Annotated in this window: 23 protein-coding genes and 2 pseudogenes; 12 read left to right on the forward strand and 13 right to left on the reverse strand. The window is 28.2% G+C overall.

Features of this window, described 5'->3' with window-relative positions:
- Nucleotides 1-306: 306 nt before the first annotated feature.
- Nucleotides 307-900 carry a manganese efflux pump gene (locus KPL38_RS12005; protein ID WP_216289372.1) on the reverse strand — a complete coding sequence of 198 codons (594 nt, stop codon included), beginning with the start codon at nt 898-900 and terminating at the stop codon, nt 307-309.
- A gap of 212 nt (nt 901-1112) precedes the next feature.
- Here KPL38_RS12005 and KPL38_RS12010 point away from each other — a divergent pair, with 212 nt between their 5' ends.
- Entirely contained in the window at nt 1113-1367 is a 255-nt protein-coding gene (locus KPL38_RS12010; RefSeq protein WP_216289373.1) for a type II toxin-antitoxin system Phd/YefM family antitoxin, read from the forward strand.
- Between the two features lie 144 nt (nt 1368-1511).
- Complete coding sequence (locus KPL38_RS12015) at nt 1512-1673, forward strand: hypothetical protein (RefSeq protein ID WP_216289374.1); 162 nt, start codon at nt 1512-1514, stop codon at nt 1671-1673.
- Nucleotides 1674-1823: 150 nt separating this feature from the next.
- Here KPL38_RS12015 and KPL38_RS20340 read toward each other — a convergent pair whose 3' ends face one another.
- The 3 genes and pseudogenes from KPL38_RS20340 to KPL38_RS12030 all read right to left on the reverse strand — a co-directional run bounded on the left by KPL38_RS20340 (nt 1824) and on the right by KPL38_RS12030 (nt 3918).
- On the reverse strand, nt 1824-2333 hold the full coding sequence (locus KPL38_RS20340; protein WP_376769035.1) for a DUF3231 family protein: 510 nt from the start codon (nt 2331-2333) through the stop codon (nt 1824-1826).
- Between the two features lie 18 nt (nt 2334-2351).
- A pseudogene (locus KPL38_RS19700) lies at nt 2352-2783 on the reverse strand (DUF3231 family protein); the annotation flags it as partial.
- A gap of 118 nt (nt 2784-2901) precedes the next feature.
- On the reverse strand, nt 2902-3918 hold the full coding sequence (locus tag KPL38_RS12030) for a DUF3231 family protein (RefSeq protein ID WP_216289377.1): 1017 nt from the start codon (nt 3916-3918) through the stop codon (nt 2902-2904).
- Between the two features lie 176 nt (nt 3919-4094).
- Between KPL38_RS12030 and KPL38_RS19705 the strand changes: the two are divergent.
- Nucleotides 4095-4193: pseudogene (locus KPL38_RS19705) on the forward strand (hypothetical protein); the annotation flags it as partial.
- Between the two features lie 52 nt (nt 4194-4245).
- Nucleotides 4246-4446, forward strand: coding sequence for a hypothetical protein (locus tag KPL38_RS19710; RefSeq protein WP_312884206.1), 201 nt, complete (start codon nt 4246-4248; stop codon nt 4444-4446).
- A gap of 319 nt (nt 4447-4765) precedes the next feature.
- Here the strand turns inward: KPL38_RS19710 and KPL38_RS12040 are convergent, their stop codons facing one another.
- The 3 genes from KPL38_RS12040 to KPL38_RS12050 form a co-directional block, all read right to left on the reverse strand.
- The gene (locus tag KPL38_RS12040; RefSeq protein WP_216289378.1) at nt 4766-5695 is read right to left on the reverse strand and encodes a DUF2935 domain-containing protein; all 930 of its coding nucleotides are present in this window, start codon (nt 5693-5695) and stop codon (nt 4766-4768) included.
- A gap of 271 nt (nt 5696-5966) precedes the next feature.
- Nucleotides 5967-7613, reverse strand: a complete 1647-nt coding sequence (gene hcp / locus KPL38_RS12045) for a hydroxylamine reductase (protein WP_216289379.1) — start codon at nt 7611-7613, stop codon at nt 5967-5969.
- A gap of 41 nt (nt 7614-7654) precedes the next feature.
- On the reverse strand, nt 7655-7843 hold the full coding sequence (locus tag KPL38_RS12050) for a ferredoxin (protein WP_216289380.1): 189 nt from the start codon (nt 7841-7843) through the stop codon (nt 7655-7657).
- 209 nt (nt 7844-8052) lie between these two features.
- Here KPL38_RS12050 and KPL38_RS12055 point away from each other — a divergent pair, with 209 nt between their 5' ends.
- From KPL38_RS12055 to KPL38_RS12065, 3 genes are all read left to right on the forward strand, one after another.
- Nucleotides 8053-8763 (forward strand): Crp/Fnr family transcriptional regulator, encoded by a 711-nt coding sequence (locus tag KPL38_RS12055; RefSeq protein WP_216289381.1) that lies wholly within the window; start codon nt 8053-8055, stop codon nt 8761-8763.
- Between the two features lie 193 nt (nt 8764-8956).
- Entirely contained in the window at nt 8957-9511 is a 555-nt protein-coding gene (locus KPL38_RS12060; RefSeq protein ID WP_216289382.1) for a hemerythrin domain-containing protein, read from the forward strand.
- 99 nt (nt 9512-9610) lie between these two features.
- Nucleotides 9611-10261: a hypothetical protein gene (locus KPL38_RS12065; protein ID WP_216289383.1), complete on the forward strand. Its 651-nt coding sequence runs from the start codon at nt 9611-9613 to the stop codon at nt 10259-10261.
- Nucleotides 10262-10395: 134 nt separating this feature from the next.
- Here the strand turns inward: KPL38_RS12065 and KPL38_RS12070 are convergent, their stop codons facing one another.
- Together KPL38_RS12070 and KPL38_RS12075 are read right to left on the reverse strand one after the other, a co-directional pair.
- Nucleotides 10396-11403, reverse strand: a complete 1008-nt coding sequence (locus KPL38_RS12070) for a DUF3231 family protein (RefSeq protein ID WP_216289384.1) — start codon at nt 11401-11403, stop codon at nt 10396-10398.
- A 561-nt stretch (nt 11404-11964) separates the two neighbouring features.
- Nucleotides 11965-12297, reverse strand: a complete 333-nt coding sequence (locus tag KPL38_RS12075) for a L,D-transpeptidase (protein WP_216289385.1) — start codon at nt 12295-12297, stop codon at nt 11965-11967.
- 512 nt (nt 12298-12809) lie between these two features.
- On the opposite strand from KPL38_RS12075, the gene KPL38_RS12080 reads away from it, so the two are divergent.
- Nucleotides 12810-13160, forward strand: coding sequence for a hypothetical protein (locus tag KPL38_RS12080; protein ID WP_216289386.1), 351 nt, complete (start codon nt 12810-12812; stop codon nt 13158-13160).
- A gap of 71 nt (nt 13161-13231) precedes the next feature.
- On the opposite strand, the gene KPL38_RS12085 is transcribed toward KPL38_RS12080, so the two are convergent.
- The gene (locus KPL38_RS12085; RefSeq protein ID WP_216289387.1) at nt 13232-13870 is read right to left on the reverse strand and encodes a DUF1361 domain-containing protein; all 639 of its coding nucleotides are present in this window, start codon (nt 13868-13870) and stop codon (nt 13232-13234) included.
- Nucleotides 13860-15053 carry a macrolide family glycosyltransferase gene (locus tag KPL38_RS12090; RefSeq protein ID WP_216289388.1) on the reverse strand — a complete coding sequence of 398 codons (1194 nt, stop codon included), beginning with the start codon at nt 15051-15053 and terminating at the stop codon, nt 13860-13862. Before KPL38_RS12090 ends, KPL38_RS12085 begins: the two co-directional genes overlap by 11 nt.
- A 647-nt stretch (nt 15054-15700) precedes the next feature.
- Between KPL38_RS12090 and KPL38_RS12095 the strand changes: the two genes are divergently transcribed.
- A complete protein-coding gene (locus tag KPL38_RS12095; protein ID WP_312884208.1) occupies nt 15701-16888 on the forward strand; it encodes an amidase domain-containing protein in 1188 nt (395 codons plus the stop codon).
- Nucleotides 16889-17024: 136 nt separating this feature from the next.
- Here the strand turns inward: KPL38_RS12095 and KPL38_RS12100 are convergent, their stop codons facing one another.
- Nucleotides 17025-17291 carry a YggT family protein gene (locus KPL38_RS12100; RefSeq protein ID WP_216289389.1) on the reverse strand — a complete coding sequence of 89 codons (267 nt, stop codon included), beginning with the start codon at nt 17289-17291 and terminating at the stop codon, nt 17025-17027.
- 484 nt (nt 17292-17775) lie between these two features.
- Between KPL38_RS12100 and KPL38_RS12105 the strand changes: the two genes are divergently transcribed.
- The 3 genes from KPL38_RS12105 to KPL38_RS12115 all read left to right on the forward strand — a co-directional run bounded on the left by KPL38_RS12105 (nt 17776) and on the right by KPL38_RS12115 (nt 20340).
- The gene (locus KPL38_RS12105; RefSeq protein ID WP_216289390.1) at nt 17776-17913 is read left to right on the forward strand and encodes a hypothetical protein; all 138 of its coding nucleotides are present in this window, start codon (nt 17776-17778) and stop codon (nt 17911-17913) included.
- 528 nt (nt 17914-18441) lie between these two features.
- Nucleotides 18442-18903: a hypothetical protein gene (locus tag KPL38_RS12110; RefSeq protein ID WP_216289391.1), complete on the forward strand. Its 462-nt coding sequence runs from the start codon at nt 18442-18444 to the stop codon at nt 18901-18903.
- A 45-nt stretch (nt 18904-18948) separates the two neighbouring features.
- Nucleotides 18949-20340 carry an amino acid permease gene (locus KPL38_RS12115; protein ID WP_216289392.1) on the forward strand — a complete coding sequence of 464 codons (1392 nt, stop codon included), beginning with the start codon at nt 18949-18951 and terminating at the stop codon, nt 20338-20340.
- A gap of 271 nt (nt 20341-20611) precedes the next feature.
- On the opposite strand, the gene KPL38_RS12120 is transcribed toward KPL38_RS12115, so the two are convergent.
- A complete protein-coding gene (locus KPL38_RS12120; protein ID WP_216289393.1) occupies nt 20612-20932 on the reverse strand; it encodes an HsmA family protein in 321 nt (106 codons plus the stop codon).
- Nucleotides 20933-21066: the final 134 nt, after the last annotated feature.

Genomic DNA, 21066 nt, shown 5'->3' on the forward strand with positions numbered 1-21066 from the left:
TAAGATGTGTTTGCTATACCCCAAAATAGGTTAAAAACGTAATAAAGCACCAGCTATTGCTGGTGCTAATAATTAAAACTTTTTGGGACATTTTCAAATTCAGTTGACACAAAAGAATTTGATTTTTAAGGAAAGGATACTTTTCAATTTTTTAAAATAAGACTAGTTGGAAAATTCGGATTAAGTTCATAAAATAGTTAACTAAAAAAGCCCCTACTTGCAAGTGATTTTATTATCACTAAAAAGAATTGTAACAACTTTAGCCTAGCGCATATCACAATTGCTAGGCTTTTTTTCGTTGCATTATTAAAAGAATACCTGATATAAAGCAACTGCTAATAAAACGACACCGGGTATTATATTTAACTTTCCATTAATTTTTTTTGAAAATCCTTTAAGAGCTAACAGGTTACCACTTAAAAGTGCAATCACTTCTGCAACTTCTAGCAAACATACAGTTATAACAATTGGAAAGCCTGCTACTGCTAAACCTAAAGCTTGTGCGAAGTCATCAACACCGAGTCCAAGACCAACTAAATAGGTTTGAAAAAAACTTACTGATTTTGAATCAATTGTAGCAAGTGGATTAGTTTTTGCTAATTCAGAATAATTTTCTTTTTCTTTCCATCCATTGTAAATCATTTTACACCCTATGCTACCCAATATAATTACGCTTGCGGTTGTGGTAACATAGTCTGGCATGTTTGTAAAAATGAATTTGCCTATAAGCATTACTCCATATGTGGATGTTGCAGATCCTAACACCAATATCATTAATGATTTATAGGATAATTTAGTCTTATAAAGACCATATGCTACACCAACTGAGAAATCATCAACACTTAACGTTAAAGTCAAAATAAAGAATGCAATAACAGTTATCACTGATGTAACACTCATCACCAATACACCTCCTTATTACCCATATATTTTTCACTTCAAATCTTTTGTTTTTGTTTGTACATAATATGAAGACAATAAATAAGTGTGATTTAAAATACAAATAATTATATGTAAAATAGTTAATACAATTATAAAAAAATGCACACTTTTTTTATTTATAATAATAGTATATAAAAGATAAATAATTAAAAATGAATGGAGGAAATTAAATGTTGATCGATAGAGATGAAATCATATCCGCTACAGAAATGGTTAAGAATTACGCTAATTGCAGAGAAAAGGCAAAAACAAATTCTAAAATGATTATTTTTAAAAACAACAAACCAGATCTGGCTCTAGTTGATATAGATGAATTTGAAAAAATGATGAAAAGAATTAAATCGTTAGAAAATTTAGTATTAGAAAATGAAGAAAAGTCTAAAAATAATAATGATACTGGAGTCGCTGAACATAAAGTTGAGTAATGCTCCAATTAGTAATTCATATAACAAAAAATCAAGGTAGAACTTTATTGTCTGTTAATTTGAAGAAAATATAATTATTTAGAAGGAAACAACTCTTTAATGCAGAATAGTTATATTAAAGAATAATTAAAGGAGGCCAAATAAATGTCAAAATTTGAAATCCCAAAAGATAAAGATGAAATAAAGCGACAAATTAAAGCCTTACAGAACCTATTACCTGTAGATGATAAAAAACATGATAGGAAAAGTAAGCAAATACACCAAGATGAAATTAAAGCTCTTAAAAAAGCTTTAAGCGGCAAATAAGAGATAATAACTATTCACATAAGTCACACAGATACCCGTAAATGAAAAGAAAAGGATTAAAGCACAAAAATGCTTTAATCCTTCTCTTTTATTAAATGTCGTGAAAGTTCAATTTTACAACATTGCCTTATTATAATAAAGTTCTTAGTCTCACACTAAATTTTTATGTTCTACAGATTGTGGTGGCTGTTCTAGCCAAGTATTATCAATCATAATATCTGAACCATCTTTTATAAATTTAGCCACTTCAGGCATAATTCTCATAAACTTAACTAGAAGGTCATTTCTTAAAGTTTCTGCGAAAGCCATGCCATCATTTTCTATTGAAATAGTACCCACTGAAACTATTATAAACATCATTAATTTTTCTGAAAAAGGTGCAACTGTAGAATCAGTCACAAATGAATATGTAGTCGATGGAATAGGAATATTTTCGCTTGTTAAAATAGATGTAAATATATCAATTTTTTTTGATGTAATATCTCTTCCTCTAAATATATAGTCAAAAATTTTCTTTGACTTAGAAACCTGGCCGAATCCTGTTGTTATTGCCCTTCCCAATATATTTGCTAAAATTACAATAGAAATATGAGTTATTTCTCCTGCAAGCAAGGGTCTCTTTTCTCCAATCCATTCTGACAGGAAATTTTCACTTTTTATATATTGAACTTTGTTTGATACTTCTACACAAGGAAACCTTGTAAAAACATCCTTAGATAATCTTATGTCTGCAACCTTATTATAAAGATCAGATGATTCAATAGTAAGTCTCGTAAAAAACTCTCTTATATCTGAGCGTGCACAATTACTTAAAATTTGAGTATAGTTCAACATATGCGCTCTTGATAAGTTCGATAGATAGAATAGATAAAATTCATCTGTGAATAAACGTGCTACATCAACATAGACATCTTCATCAGTAAATCCATCTGGTATTGGAAGTGAGGATTGAGTAAAAATGTTTTCTAATAACTTAATGTTTTAATAAGTCGACTCTAAAGTGTGTTGTAGAATAGAACGAGTTTCAATATCATCAACTCTATTTATAAAAAAGGTAAGCATACATTTTGTTACACTATTTGCCATATAAGTGTTCCATAAACCTGATATTTAAGATGAAACTAATGGTATTTTTTTTATATCACTCACAAATAAAACCCTCCTTATATAAAAATAAAACAAATTAAATGTTATATGAGAATTTGTAGTTTACTCAATGTCAGAATAATTATTCTTTTATTTTTATAAGCTGATTTCTATCTTCCATTTGAAAAGGCTCTTCCAACCATTTATGTGCAATCATTATTTTTGCACCTTTCTTTGCATAATTGAATGTATCTTTTGAAATAAATGCGAGTTTAAGAGGTAAATCATTTCTCATACTAAAAGATGTACCTAATGCAGTGAAGCCTAATGCAGTGGTGGATATTGAACTGATAGTAAACATCATAAGTTTATCTGAAAAGGGTGCCGTAGTTGAATCTGTAGCTCTACCTGCCCATGTACTCGGTGGCTGAATATCACTTTTTAAAAAGAGATCACTTAATAAAGCAATATTTTTTTTTGCTAATTCTTTACCTTCTATAAAATATTTTTTAACTTCACTTTCTTTTGCAACTTGTGCAAATCCCGTCAACAACTGCATAACAAAAATGTTATCTTCTATAGCTTCATTGATATAACCAACCTCAATTGTATTTAATGAGCGTTTATCAGAAAAAAGATTAAATCCACTCATATAATTTTTGTCTTCAATAAATTCTACTTGCTTTGGCATAGTTGTATATGGTGGTCTTGCAAGTACTCCTTTTCCCAATAAATAGTTTGTAGTCATCATATAATATTTATTTGAAATGTTGTACTTTAGCTTAAATACATCATTAACTTCTTTCATATATGACATAGTCGAATATACAGCACAATACCCCAAATTTAATTTCATCATTTGACGAAGAAACATTATATGAAAAAAATCATCAAATAGCGTTGGTGCTTCTTTTACCACATCCTGTTTAGCAAATCCTATTGGGATAACTACTTTTTCATTATTAAAAATATTCACAATTTCATTTTTAGTATTTTCATATTCGATAATATAGTCAGTTAATATATTTTGAGCTTCTTTATCTATAGTTTTATCCTTAAAAAAATCATAAACTATTAATCTTGATGATACTGCTATGTAAGTAACCCATAATGTACCCAATTCTGATGAAGTTAATTGTATTTTTGCTTCTGTTGTCATATAAATCCTTCTTTCTTATCAAATTTATAATATGAAAATAACATAACTGTATATGAAGTCCTTATTAAGGCTATATTGTAGTTTTTATAAATAGTGATGCTCTTGAATATCATGCTTTAATTCATGTTATTTTATGCTATTATATTGTATTTTAATTAAAATAAATAATATATAAGGGGTTAAACTTGTTAAAAAGGGATTATGATTTTATTATATCCATAGGTGGTGGAACAAACCATGATTGTGCTAAAGGTATCGCTATTTTAGCAACAAATCCATGGAGTTTATAATGCAGTACTATTACCTCATGTATTAGAGTTTAATTCAGTGTCAATATCTGAAGAGAGACTATTTAGAATTAGTGAAGCCATCGGTATTAAAACACATAATAAAAAAGATGCTGTTAATAACATTAATCTTAGCATTCAAGAACTTTCTAAAAATATAGGTCTCCCAACTCATCTAAAAGACTTGGGAGTAAAGAAAAAGGATATTGATTTTCTTTCAAAAATGCTGAAAAAGATATAACTACTGCTACAAATCCAAGGCAAGGAACTTTTGTAGACATTATGGATATTTATATTGCGGCCATGTAAAAACAACTCTTTTTATTAACGATTTTATATAGGAGATTTTGAGTTGTGACACCCATAAATAGTTTATTTATACATTCTGATTAGTAGTAACATTTAATTTATTAAATCCTATCTTATCTATTATTGACGCCTCAATTACTTACGTAATACTTTAGCAATGCATATTAGCATACACTATAATTATTAATATTTAAAATAAGTAGGAGACTTTAGCTATGCTAACGTCTCCTACTTATTCTACCAAGAACATTTCATATATTATTTGAAAATATCTTCAATAAACGCAAATAATGATTTGCTTCACGTAGGGTATGGTCACCTAATAATGGTATTATTATGGATTTGATTTTACATTCTATCAATCCTTGCGTACCTTGTGATTTAAATTTAGCTATTTCAATAGTTGCTTTAAGGCTGTCATCCGTAACTTTTGAAATTGGGATTGTCTTATCCATTGCTTCTTTTGATTCACTCGTTAATTTATCAAACTCATTTCCAAAGTTACTTGCTGCGTTAATAAGTTCATTTTCAGTTGGATCAAGAAGTCCACGAATAAATTTTGAGTGTTCAGACATAATTCTATTCCAAAAGGATTCTTGCTCATACATATCTCTCTCCAAATTGATTTCGTCGCGACTTTGTAACCTTCTAATTATCTGAAAATAAAATTTTGCTTCTCTCAAAATGTGATCTATAAGTAAAGGATAGTTACTTGTAAATATCCTACAGGATATAACCCCTGACAAAATCATAGTCTTAAACTGAGCTAAAGCTGTAACTAGTCCCATTGCCCGCAGATTAAGCATAGATACCCTTTGCTCAAGCATAGGATTACCTGTTATTAATGTATTACTGCCCATTAGCCCCGCTTCTGACTTCGTCAAATCAATCGGAATATTCACCCCTGTAAAATACGCTGAAGCCATCTCAGCTCTTAATGTGAAAGTGGTTATCACTTCACCATACTGTAAGACACTTGGGCTAACAACTCCATTAGAAAGAGATATAGCATCAGCTAAAAGTCTGTCAAACCCTATTCGAAAGTTATTCGCCTGCTGAATATAATTTGCGTCTTTTGGCGTAAAACCCACTTGTAAAAAAAATGAGTGTTCTTTCATAATTCTCGCAAAAAAAAGATGTAATTCCAGTGATTGGCGTATGAATTCACTACTAGATAACATATTAAACTCTCCTTGATATAATTATTTTCATTCGCTATCATTATATTAATCAAATCATAAATAATTACTACTTTTTTAGTATGCAGTTATAAATGTAAAATTCAGTCACTAATTGTGCTAACTCTAAAGCTCCAAGAAATAGCTTACAGCTTTATTAACTATTATTAAAACAAAATTCTATATTTTCAATAATTCTACTAAAATTAAACAATAAAGCTTAAAACTGTTTTCACAATTCTAAGCTTTGTTATTTTTAATTCAATATATTATTTTATCCTAATATTTGTTTTAAATCATCCTCTGGTGTGCTTATTGGTTTAATTTCAAAAGTATCAACTAAGAATTGTAATACGTTAGGGCTTAAGAAAGCTGGAAGTGTTGGTCCTAGGTAAATTCCTTTTACTCCAAGTGATAATAATGCCAATAAATCAGCAACAGCTTTTTGCTCATACCAAGTTATAATCAATGACAATGGTAAATCATTTATAGTGCATTTAAAAGCATCAGCTAAAGCTAAAGCTATTTTAACCGCAGAATAGGCATCATTACATTGACCTATATCAAGTAATCTTGGAAGTCCTGCAACTTCACCAAATTCTAATTTATTAAAACGGTATTTACCACAAGCCAAAGTAAGAATGATACAATCCTTTGGAACTTGCTTTGCAAATTCTGTGTAATAATTTCTTCCTGATCTTGCACCGTCACATCCTCCAATTAAGAAGAAGTGTCTGATTATACCTTCTTTAACTGCATTAACTATTGTTTCAGCATGACTCAAAGTTGCCTTATGACCAAATCCTACAAGGATCTCTTTAACTTCCTCATCTTTTTCAAAACCACCGAGTTCTAAAGCTTTACTTATTATTTCAGAAAAATCCTTATTACCAGTCTCATCGGCTTCGATATGTTTTATACCATCCCAGCCAACAACACTTGTTGAGAAAATTCTATCTTTATAAGAATCTTTTGGTTTCATCAAACAATTTGTTGTCATTAAAATACAACCTGGTATGCCATCAAATTCCTTTTGTTGATTCTGCCAAGCTCCTCCGAAATTACCTACTAAATGTTTGTATTTATTAAGCTTAGGGTATCCATGAGAAGGTAGCATTTCACCATGAGTATAAATATTTATTCCTGTGCCTTCTGTTTGTTCAAGTAACATTTCAAGGTCCCTTAAATCATGGCCCGAAATTACAATAAATGGTCCTTTCTTAATATTTACATTAACCTTTGTAGGTGTAGGAGAATTATATTTCTCATTATTACCTTTATCTAATACTTCCATAACCTTAACGCTCATCTCTCCAGTTTTAATTAGATACTTGATAAGATCCTGAAGGTTTATTTTATCATCAGTAAGTACTGCTAAAGCTATAAAATAGAAATCATCAACCTCATCACTAGTGTATTTAATAAACCTAGCTTGGTGTGCATATGCCGCAATTCCTTTTAGTCCATATTTTATAGTTTCACGAACTGAACGAATATCTGCATCTAAATTTTCATCATACATAACTCCTGCTATTTTAGAATTTTCAAGAATTTGTTCTTTAGTATCACTTAAATTATACAGTGCTTCGTCGCTAGTTACATTTTCATCTATTGCTTTTTTTCTAACCTCTTCTTTTATTACTTGAGATTTTTTAAGCATATCCATATGAGACTTTGGATCGAAGTTTACATTAGTCAATGTCATAAACAATGAATTTTCAACAAATGAAACCCATGACTTATCAATTTTTTTACCTTTGGCTAAAAGTTTAGTAGCATAACAACTTATTCCTTTTAACTGATAGATGAGAAGATCCTGCATTGCTGCGATCTCTGGTGTTTTACCACATACTCCAACTTTTGTACAACCTTTTCCACCGAAAGTTTGTTCACATTGAAAACAAAACATTTTTCCTTGCATATGTAATCCTCCCTATTTTGTTATTATCTCAATTTTAATTATTACCCAACAGTTATGGCTCCAACTGGGCATTGTTCTTCTGCTTCCTTTGCACTACTTACAATATTTTCTGCAACCTCATCTGTTGATGCTACTGCTTTTCCGTCATCTTCCATTTCAAAGATTTCAGCACATACCTCTGGGCATAATCCACATCCAATACATGTATCCTTATCTACGTGAGCTTTCATTAATATCACTCCTTTAATATATTATAAAAAATTGATTTAAATCAATTTCTCATCTTATTCTATATATTAGTTTGCACTCCCTTCATATAAATATGCAGAAAATGAATTGAAATTCCATTATTAGTATAATTTCTCCTCATATTTTTATTTATTATTGTTTGACCCCAATAAATTAAAAATGTTATGATAATAAAAAGTAGGTGATATATATGGAAGAGTGTAGTTGCGGAAATTATAATCATAGCCTGTGTGCTAAGAAAGTACCGATCTTTTCATTTCTATCTGATGATGAACTTGCAAAAATTGTTGATATGATAGGACATAAAGTCTATAAAAAGGGAGATATTCTCTGTAGTCAAGGTGAAAAATCAGACACGTTATTTATTATTAATGAAGGTCAAGTAAAAATATCTAAGTTAACAAAAGAAGGTAAACAGCAAATAGTTCATATCTTCACTAGTGGTGATTTCTTTGGAGAATTAAGCCTATTTAGTAATGATGAAATATATAATTTTGATGCTTATGCTATATCAAATGTTAAGATATGTACATTAACCAAACAAGATATGGATAAAATTATCATGAAAAATCTGAAAATATCCTTAAAGTTATTACAAGTTATTTCAAAACGTCTAGCTCAGACTGAAAACCTTGCTCAAAATTTGGCTACTAATGATGTAGAAATAAGAATTGCATTTATGCTTTTAGAATTTGGGGAAAAGTATGGTGTCACTGTGAATCAAGGCTTACAAATCAACCTACCTATTAATAGAGAAGAGATGGCGAATTATGTTGGAGTCACAAGAGAAACCATAAGTAGAAAACTCAGCATATTTGAAGAACTAGGTATTATTAGTCTTAAGGGCAACAAAATACTGATTATAAAACAAATAGATACATTAAGATCATATGTAGAATAATAATTACAAATAAACTTAAAAGCTAATAAAAGCTTTTAGGTTTATTTTTTTTTTAAAATTTGTAACGTAAGTTACCGTTTTATATTATAAAAACTAGTATTCTATTATTAAAGAAGTTAATAATATTGATTATATGTTAAATCAGCTCCTGCAGAGCTGCAATATTAAAATAAAAAAATTAGGAGGCTCAATTATGGATGCAATAGATTTAATGATGGATGAGCATAAATATATATCACGAGGGTTAAAAGTATTTAGAAAATTAAGCATAGAAATATTGAATACTAATACTGTTGATTTTACATCTTTTGAAAAGATGATTTTATTTGTTAGAAATTACGCCGATAAACATCATCACAATAAGGAAGAGGTTGTTCTATTTAAAAAGATGGAAACTCAATTAGGCGAAAAGATGGTGAAAGGTCCCTTATCTGGGATGTATATAGAACACGATTTGGGAAGACAACACATTAAACTTTTAGAAGAAGCTCTTTTGAGGGTTAAAAACGGGGATTTAGAATCACAAGTGGATATAATAGCAAATTCTGTATGCTATAGTGATTTACTAACAAGACATATCGAAAAAGAAAATAAATTGATATATACCTTTGCTAGACGTGCGTTAAATAAGGCAGATATTGAAGACATAAATGTAAGTTGTGAAAAACTTGAATCGCTGGCAACTAAAAATAACTTACAAAAACAATATATAGATGTTTTAGAAATGCTTGAAAAAAACATGGTATAATTTCTACCGAATTATAAGTGCCATTTAAAATGAATTGTAAAATTTTAGAATGAATTTTGAAGATAAATAAGTAGAATTAATATTAAGGAGGAATTTATAATGAGTAGATTTTTAGCACCAATTCATAGTTTGTTATTTAATAAAATAAAGGTAACAGAAGATTTAGAAATAAATTTAGTAAATTCATATAGGGAAGTTTACGGAGAAGAAATTAATACAATTGTAACGAATATTAATAAAGAATATGGTGAGCCACTAGAAGATGCCCCTCTTGAAGACTTGATTGACTCAGATAACATACACGGATGGCTACAAAATAAAATAGCAGCTGCTGAAACTCGTCAAGCTAAACTTTTAGGGGATATAATTAAAAACCAGGGTGAAAAAGCAGAAAAAATTGCGCTTAATGTTTTTAACAATCATGCTAATAAATTAGCAAAACAATCAAAAACCATTTATGAAACTAGAACAGCTCCTGAAATTTACGCAGCGCTTAATGCATATATACTTGAAGGTATGCCTTGTGATGCTGCAAATAATGTAACTATAAAAGAAGTTGATGTATTAGAATGGAAGAATATTAAATGCTTACATAGAGCATTTTGGATAATTGCAAGAGCTAATGTAGACACATTATATTCTCTTAGATTTTCATGGTTTAAAACTTTCGTAGAAACAATTAATCCTCAATTTACTCATACAGTAAAGCTAGATGGATCCATTTTCATTCATAAAATCGCAAGAAACTAAAGTGAGCTAAAACTATTTATAATGGTATATAACTACTATATAAATAGCTTTAGTTTTATCCGAGTATTTGTTTCAAATACTATTAATTCAAATTGAAAGGTGAGTCTTAGTCAGAAGTAGATTCATTTATTATTTTATTTTACAAGTTTATTTCTGTCTTCCATTTGAGGCGGCTCTTCCATCCATTTATGTTCAATCATTATTTTTCCACCTTTTTTGGAATAATCAAATGTATCCTTTACAATAACTGCAAGTTTTGAATGTAAATCGCTTCTCAAACTAAAAGATGAACCTAACGAATTTAAACCTAGCGCTGAGTTTGTTATTAAATTTGTTATGAACATCATAAGTTTATCCGAAAAAGATATCTCAGTTGAATCTGTAGCTCTACCTGCCCACGTACTCGGAGGCTGAATATCACTTTGTAATAAAACATCGCTCAGTTTAGAAATGATTTTTTTTGATAATTCTTTACCTTCTATGAAACATTTTTTAACTTCACTGTCTTTTGCAGTTTGTGCAAATCCTGTCATAAGTTGCATACCAAAAATGTTATCTTCAATAGCTTCATTAAGAAAACCAACCTCAAGTGTATTTAATGAACGTTTTTCAGAAAAAAGGTTATAGCCACTCATATATTTTTTATTTTCAACAAATTCTACTTGTTTTGGCATAGTTACATATGGTGGTTTTGCAAGCACTCCTTTTTCTGATAGATAGCTTGTTGACATAACATAATATCTTTCAGCAACTTCTATATGATGTTTAAATACATCTTGAACCTCTTTCGAATATGACATAGCTAAAAATATAGCGTTGTGTGCAAAAGCAAGTTTCGACATTTGACGAAGAAACATTATATGAAAAAGGTCATCAAATAGAGGAGGTGTTTCCTTTACAATATCTTGTTGGACAAATCCTATTGGAATAACTACGTTTTGATTATTAAATATATTTACAATTTCATTTTGTATATTTCGCATTTCAGTGGTAACTGTAATTAATAGGTTTTGAGCCTCTTTCTCAATAGTTTTATCTTTAGAACAATCATAAAAACCTATCCTCCCTGATAGTGAATTATATTCCATCCACAATGTACCTAATTCTGTTGAAGTTAATTGTATTTTTCCTTCGGTTGTCATATAAACCCTTCTTTCTAGTAAAATTTATAATATGATTTGTGATATAAGTTTTGGGGGATATTATTAGGGTTTCAACGTAAATACTACATGATTATTTATATTGTTTACACTGCTTCATACCATTCTGATAAACAAAGTTAATAGAAATAAGGGTTAATAACAAAAGGTAAACTCCTAAATTACTCATACTATTCATTTTATAAAATCAAAACTTTTCAAAATAAATATACTAACGATAAATACTTTAAATTCATCTATAATTGTATTTGCTTCAAAAAACAACCACACATTTTGGAGAATAAAATACAAGAATTGTGGTAACTAGAAAAAACATTGTATTTCACATTGCAATCTTTTTAATTATTATCTGTCAATATAATCAACTTTATACATATGGAAATTATATATTTAAAAAATTTAGTAATGCGCTATGAATATATTAAAAATAACAAAATTGATACTCTTATATAAAAGTGTTCACTGGAAATCTATTTTCAGTGAACAAAATTAAGTACATTGAATATTCCTTAAGTTGATAAACAACGCAAGTAAATACTACTATTAATATATGTTAACAGCAGTTCCGACGCTAATAAAGTTATAAAGTTCCCTTGCATCATTGCTATACATTCGGACACATCCATGGCTAACCGAATGTGCAATTGATGATGGCATATCAGTTCCATGTATACCGTAGATTCCAAATGGAACATTCAGTTGCATAAAATGCCCACCAAATTGTGCTCCCCATAAACCTTTTTTTATAATTATCCAATGGCCTAATGGTGTGGGCGTTGACGGTTTTCCTACGGCAACAGGATATATTCTAATTAAAATTCCATTTTTATATAAATATAACTTTAGCTTTTTTCTATATATATCAATTCTATACATGTTATCACTCCTATGTATATATGTTATTCAAATAGAGATGTTATGTTGTACAACTAATAATGTTTATAATCTAAAAAAGCATTACTTTGATGCATCACCATCTACTATCAATATAGAAAATCCAATGTTTATATTTATGTATTCACAGACTTTATTTTATATGGAAAGTGAAATCAAAAATAAAAATATAAAGTATTAAATAATACTTTTATAATAAGTTATGTAAAAAAATGTTGCTTTCGTCACAAAATATTTACCATAGAATATATTAGTAATATAGAATATGCATTAGATATATTCTGTATAAGCTCATTAATTCAGCCCTCGTAAATTTATAATAAAGACATTATAATACGTTAATCTGATTTAGTAGAACATATATTTTCAACGTGTAACCCTTATGTTGAAAATATATTTTACATGATATATGTAACTATAAAATTTTGAATGACCAAATCAGTATTATTAAGTATTGTCTCGTTCTAAATTTATATATAAAGGAGTTGTATTAAATGGGTAAAGATGATAAGTGCAATAAATGTTCATGTGATTTGTGTAGCGTTATTAATGCAGATCCCGTAGATATGGAGAAACACGGTGCAAGATTATTAACTGTAAGAATAAAAATAAGAAATGTATGCTTTGACAAAAAAGTAGCTGTCGCATGTATTATTTATGACAACTGCCATAGAATACTTGCTTTTAGAGGTTTTATTACAGTTATATGTAGAGAAAATGGATGTGGTGAATGTGGCACTATTGAACGTAAATTAGTGTTTGTACTTCCTGATGATGTTGCATCTGATCCACTTGAATTAGATGTTCGTACTGCAGCAAATTATATATATCCATGTGAAGACTGATAAATAGATAATCATTAAAAGTCTCCATTTCTTTAATTTTTAAAGAAGTGGAGACTTATTATTTATGTTCTCTATATTTCGTCGTATTTGTGGAAAATCATCTTGTATTCATTCAGTTTTGTTAAATAATTAAGGGCAAAGTATATTAATATCAAAAATAATCCAAATGAAATAGTAAAATCAACTGCATACTCATTAGAATTATTTAAAATACTACTAATCAATATTTTCGGTTTAAATACTATATCCCAACTATTCCATCTTATAAATCTTCCTAAATAAATTCCAAAGCTACTTAAGAATAAAACACTTCCTATAAAAATGCTTCCAATCCATTTATTGAATCTATCCGTAAGCAACGTTTGAATCATATATAAAGAAATAAATCCAAGCAAAAAACCAGTTAAGATAAATAACGAAATCATTATAAAGTCATACCATAGGATAAAATTCATAGTATAACCTATGTTGTTAATATAATATTTTATTCCACTCAAATGAATAAAATCTGTTATTATATATGGGCAATTAGGATAAATGACAACCCAAATAAGTCCTAAAAATAGTAAATAGATACTTCTAAATACACTTTGTTTATAAAAAGTATATATATATGCAATTACAATAGAAAGAATTAGTGGAATCCACGCAAGGAATAAATTCCATATTAGGAATGAATAATCTATATATCCAAAGGAATTAATTTTCATTTTTCAGCTTAAAAATTTCATCAACACCCTTTTTATATCCCCCTGCCTCTCTGAGTGATTTTCCAACCTTTTCACCATTTATTCTAAATTCGTTATCTGAAAAAATCTCAACTACTGACTGTCTCAATACATCTGGAGTAACTTTATCTTTCTCGATAACAATACCTGCACCGACTTCCACTACTCTATTTGCTACAGCAGGTTGATCAATTGATTGAGGAATAAGAATTAATGGAACGCCATAATACAAGCCTTCATTTGTACTATTCATACCACCATGGGTAATAAACACATCTGCTGACTTTAAAATTTCAAGTTGAGGTACGTAATTACGAATAATGAAATTGGATGGAACAGATCTAAATTTATTAATATTTATGCCTTTACCTACAGACATAACGATCTTTGCATCCATATTACCAAAAGCTTTAAAACAACTTTCATAAAATTCAATAGAATTGTTAAATATAGTCCCTAAAGATATATATATGATTTTACTTTTATCATAAGTTTCCAAAGAAAATTTCATATTCTCATTTCTATCAGTAATTGATGGACCAATAAATTTATAGCTTTCATCAAAACTTTCACCACAAAGTTGAAAATACTTAGAAGTATATACAATTTTAATCATGCCCATTCCAGTAAATGCATCAGATATACTAGGAAACTTTATACCGTATTTTATTTGCAATCTTTTAACAAACCTTATGTATATTTTACTATTTAAAAACTTCTGTATCTTAGGTTTAATTTCATTAAATTGTGATAAGAAACAATTTGTTTTTTCATTTACTGCAAAAGTAGTAATAGAACAAATTGTAGGTATTTCTAATATTTTCCCTAATTCGCTACCTAGAATAAAGATTAAATCATAAATAATATAATCAAATTTTTCTTTTGAATTAAGTACTTCTTCAAGTATTTCTTCAATTAGTGCTTTGAACTTAACAATTAATTTCAATGAGGGCTTAATATTTCCTGAATTTAAGTATTTATTAATTAAATTTGATATATCCTTATGGCCTTTAAATTCGGCTCCTGTATCTTCTATTTTTTCTCTAAACGATTCATCAGCAATATAAGTAACTTGTTCTCCTCTATTTATTAATTCTTTAACTAAACCTAAAGTAGGGTTAAAGTGTCCATTACCAAATATGTTTATAAATAAAATCTTTTTCATTTTTAGCCATCCTTTGTTTTCTATTAATACGTTATTCTATATGGCAGTTACAACTTCACACCACCTTGCTTAAGGTTACTCATTTAATTTTATTAAAATGCTAACTTCTGCAATTATATAAACCCAATTGATATACCTAGCTTTTAATTGTTTAACATCTATATAATTCGATTAAATATGACAAAATCCTTTATCATATTGACTTAATATTTGTTCTAACCAATATTCATCAACAAACTACAAGGAATTTATACAAAGTAATAATAGAGTGTTATGGATAATTTACGCAGTATATTATTAAATTTGCTAAAAAATCAGATCTAGACAACGCTTGTCACATAAATATGAAAGAATCTCTCATTATATCATCCTAATCAACCTTTAACAATCTAGAGCATAAAAATAGTTCAAAATAAATTCTCACAAAACGAACCTTTCAGAAATTAATTGCTCTTTAAAACGTATTAACTAAATTTTTTTAATGATTAATTTTCCAAGATTTCAAATTGATTTTTCTTTTATTTTTGCAAGAAATCTTACTAATTAGGAATACTAATTAAAATGTTATTATCGTTTATTTAAACATCTTGGAGGTGAATTAAATTATAAAAAGATATATTCAAAAAAATCATATTTCTATTATTGTTGTGTCTTTTATTTTATTAATAAGTTTGTTTTGCTGTAAATATGATAATTTTTACAAAAATAAAGCTAAGGCTATTTCTACGATAGCTATAGTGAATTCTATAAATTTAGATGAAACCCAAATTACAAAGATACTTGATAATATATATAAAGATCGTTGTTCCATGTTTATCACTGGAAATATTACTAATCTACCTAATTATTACGATACATCCCAAAATCTTGGGAGATGGAGTTTGGAACATGAAATAAAGAGACTCGACTATTTTAAAGACTGGTCAAGTCAACGAAATATGAATTTTATAAAAGTTGAATCCACTCCTAAAGTTAGAAAAATAACTAATACCAAGAGAGGCCTTCGTTTATTAGTTGATGAATATTATAAATTTGAATATAACTATAAAAATGATATAGCCCCTACTGAAAACATATTTGGAGTAGGATTAACACACTCAATAGAGCTTATAAAAAAAGAAGATAAATGGATAATATATTCTGATTACTATTTAGATTGTTTTGAAGATGCATTAAAATCTTATTCTGGACAAGTAAAAAAACTAAAGCTTAATGCTGATAAAAATTCTATTTATAATCTTTACAATTGTCCTAAAATACCAACTGAGCCCAAGACTATTGCCAAAGGCCATTATAACAGAATAAATGCTGTTATATACGCTAATAAATACTGTGGAATACCTTGGGCAAGTGGAAATTCAACAAAATACAATAAAAAATATAAGAACTATACAGGCATTGGTGGAAATTGTACTAATTATGTATCACAATCACTGGGAGACAAAGAAGGTGGTGCTCTACGATTTGATAGCGCTTGGCACTGTACTTACAAAAAATATGATGGGTCTGAAGGAAGCTCAGCATGGGTTAACGCTGATGGTTTCAAAAAATATTTAACTTATAGTGGCAGGGGGAAAATAATTGGAAAAGGAACATTTAAGGAATTAATTTCTCCCATTCCTGGTTATCCATGCGGTGCAGTACAAAAATTGGAAATAGGCGATCTTATTTGTTATGCCATAGGTAATGATATAGATCATTTTGCTATAGTTACAGGTTTTGATTCTCATGGTTATCCTCTTGTTAATACTCATACTATTGATAGATATCATGTTCCTTGGGATTTAGGCTGGGGAGATAAAAACATTAATTTCTATTTAATACATATAAAATAAATTTCATATGTATTTTATTTCTATTAATTTGAAATATAAAAGATGCCACTGGTAAACTCCCAATGGCATCTTTTATTTAACTGATTTTAGTTTATTATGAATATTTTACTCCTGTTTATATAAATTGTTTATATTACTATAAACCCAATATTCCTAATACACTAAATACTATTTGTTTTAATATCATTAAAATAAATAGCGCTATCATTGGTGAAAAATCAATCATCATATTATTAAAAATTCTATCCTGGATTTTCCTACATGGTTGAAGAAGTGGATTAGTAACTTTATGCAATAATTCTATATATTGATTTGTACGATTAGAATAAACCCAGGATAAAATCACTTCAATAATTATTGCATAATAAAACACATTGAAAATTATATTAATTAACCTAATCAAATTGTTTACCCCCTTTTTAATTCAAATAATCGAGATAGCTATTATTGTTATTCTGATAATACTATATTTTGCGTACAATTCAAATTATAATATCGTAACATTTCCTTAAGTTAAACTACCTTTATTACATATATTTTATCAACTTTGTTATGTAATTATTCCTATAGTTTGTTTGTAGCCAATATATTTGAATTTAATAAGAATTAGTCGAATGATTTATAAAGGATATTAATAACATTAGCAGAATTATTACCATAATAAGGTATATAATTAATTTAGATAATAACGATTTAGGTAAATGTGCAAACATAACACGTTTTATGATTGGAGGCTCTATTAATACGAATATAAGCGTTTATGTAGATTTATGCATTAAAATACTATCTAGTATTTTATTTCGATTAGTTATAGAAGCAAGAAATGTAACCGTTTTAAGCAAAACTACCCTTCATGATTACTAATAATAAATAAGGAGCTAATATAAATGAAAGATTATATCGAAACAATACAAGATTTAAAAGAATCTTTAAAACAAGGAATAGTTGCAGCAAGGGGTGACAAACAAAAGAAATTGGAAGAAGTCTACCTTGATTTATGTACAATTCAATACAAATTACATTAAAATTCATATATTGTACAACGATTTTATAGTGGTTAGTAATAACCAACCATAATTCATTATTGGAATTTTAAATAATCAACTTTATAATTTTTTAAGGTTGATTATTTATACTTTAATGAGCAATTTTATTCAGCATTTACATAACTTGAACTACTTGTCTATACATCTTTATTCATGTCTATGCCAGTTTCTGGATGAATTATATTTTCTATTTCACATATTTTTATATATAAGTGTAGCTTTTTTGCTTATTAAATATAATATTTTTTTTCATGTACAAATTATAACTATATTGTCATTAAATATACTAATAAAGTATTAAGTATACTAATAAAGCATTACAAATTGAAATTTAAAAACAATTGCTATATAATATATAAATGTTGTAATAATAGATCTTATTATGGATAAGGATTTCTGTTATCAATTTAATTATTGAGTATAAATCTGTATCCAATAGAAAGGAATTGAAAACATAGAATGGTTTGTAATACTAAAAAAAAATATATACTATTAATTATCATTGTTATGATATTATCGTTTATATGTGGTGAAAAATGGGATAAACCAACAATAAAATCAACAAAAGTTGTGGCACAAAATATACATTATAATGATACTTTAAGTGTGAAAGGGAAAAATTATTCAATAGATTACTGTATAATGAATGCCTTATTTCTTGATGAAACCTCAATGGATTTTAATATAGCTTTGCGAGGGAATAAAAATGTGGGGGCAATTAAAGTTATAGCAAAAGATCAAAATAAAAATTATTTAAAAGTTGATACCAATGAATCATCTAATACCAATTTTTTAGAGGATACTATAGAAATAAATAAAAAAACTACTAAAATATATCTATATGTTTATCCATTAACAAAAACTATGTTATATAATAAATCATTAAATTTAAGTACTATACCATTTAAAACAAGTATCTTAGATGTATCATTATTAAAATCACAGCAAATACAAACCTTAAAGAAATAAAAAATTTATAGACATTTAAAAACGAAAGCATAAAAGGAGACTATTATGGACATTTTTAAGAAAAAATCATTTGAGCAGATGAAAAGTGGTATAAAACAATCAGGATTAAAAAAAGAGCTTACAGCAATAGATATTGCAGCTTTAGGTATAGGTGCTGTTGTTGGTGTCGGAATATTTGTTGCAACAGGAACTGGAGCACATATTGCAGGACCAGCAGTTATTATATCTTTTATACTAGCGGGGATTGTAGCTTGTTTATGTGGGCTATGTTATTGTGAACTTGCAACAATGTTTCCTGTTGCTGGTAGTACATATTCTTATGCTTATATAGCATTTGGAGAAATAGTTGCAATGTTAATAGGTTGGTGTTTAACAGCAGAATATTTGGTTGCCTGCAGTGCAGTAGCATCTGGATGGTCTGGGGCATTCGTGGGTATTTTAAAAACATCAAGCATTAATTTGCCTCGTATTATTACTTCATCACCAAGTGGTGGTGGAATAGTAGATTTACCTGCAATACTAATAGTATTATGTTTAACTGTACTTTTATGTTTTGGGATGGAGGAAAGTTCTAAACTTAACAATATTATTGTCAGCATAAAAATAGGAATAATACTTCTTTTTGTAATAGTCGGAGTAGGACATATTAATATAACAAATTATAAACCATTTGCACCATTTGGTTTTAAAGGAGTATTTGCAGCAACTGCATCAATATTCTTTTCATATCTTGGGTTTGATGCTATTGCGACTAGTGCTGAAGAAGCTAAAGATCCCAAAAGAGGCGTATCTATTGGACTTATTACCTGCTTAGTTATAGTCAGTATACTGTATATTTCTGTAGCGTTTGTACTTACTGGAATTGTTCCATATAATTCTATAGATTTACAAAATGCACTGCCTGCTGCACTATCGAGCATAGGAATAAACTGGGGTTCTATTTTAGTTGGAATAGGCTGTATAATTGGAATGATATCTACACTTTTAGTTGTGCTTTATGGTCAGGTAAGAATATTTATGGTAATGTCTAGAGATGGATTATTGCCAAAACTATTTTCAAAAATTCATAGTAAATATAAAACTCCATATATTGCAACTATAATTACAGGTATTATTGCAGCGATAATAGCAGGATTTTTGCCAATGGATATTATTGTTCAATTTCTAAGTATTGGAACCATTTTAGGTTTTATAGTTGTAGCCTTAAGTGTAATAGTACTTAGAAAAAGAATGCCCAATTTCAAAAGAACATTTAAGTGTCCATTTGTTCCAGTAACACCAATGCTCGCAATTATTTGCTGTATAATTTTATTAAGTAGACTTGGATTAAAAACTTGGATTGGTTTTATTGTTTGGTTAATAATTGGAATAATTACTTATATAGTGTATGGAAGAAAACATAGTGTTATTCAAAATGAAAATAGCTCTAAATTGTAAAGCATTAATATAACAATCATTCAACATAAAATTCTATGATTATTACTTATAATTAATACCTTTTACATAAACATTAAATATATTTATATAAACAAAGCCATTTGATATAACATTAGTTATTTTGAATGGCTTTGTTTATAATATTAAATCATCTCCTGGGTCGCTATAACATCTCCGAAAAAGATGCATAAACAACTTTCCTTCTGAAATGTCGTTAATCAACCCAAAGGATTTACATATGTGTTGTCACCCCTAGGATATAAGAAACAAGTCAAATAGCCCACGCAAAGATACTAGATTTATAAAATTTAGTAAGTAAATTTTTATATTTTTTTAATACAAATACTGAACCAATTGCATTAACTACCATAAGTAATAAAGCAATACATCCTAATATATCATGAATTCCTAACCTTACCGTACTGCCACCAATCTCATACATTATTAAAGTTCCTAATATATCACAAGTTAATCCTACACAAAACATAACAGCATGCCAAGGAAGCAAAATTTTTCGATTAACTTCATTTAAAATAGAAATTGTATAAAAAATCAATGCTAAATTCACTAAAATTATTGAGATAACTAACATTTTTCACCCCTATTAATAAATTATAGTACTCTCGGAAACTCTCAAGCCATTGCTAATTCTAGGTTCATTTTTATGCATATATCAACTTCACCCCAGAATTTCTTCGAGCTTTCTATATTGAGGATAGCATAGGT

Source organism: Clostridium psychrophilum (genome assembly GCF_018861705.1).
In the GTDB taxonomy this organism is placed as follows: domain Bacteria; phylum Bacillota; class Clostridia; order Clostridiales; family Clostridiaceae; genus Clostridium_AD; species Clostridium_AD psychrophilum.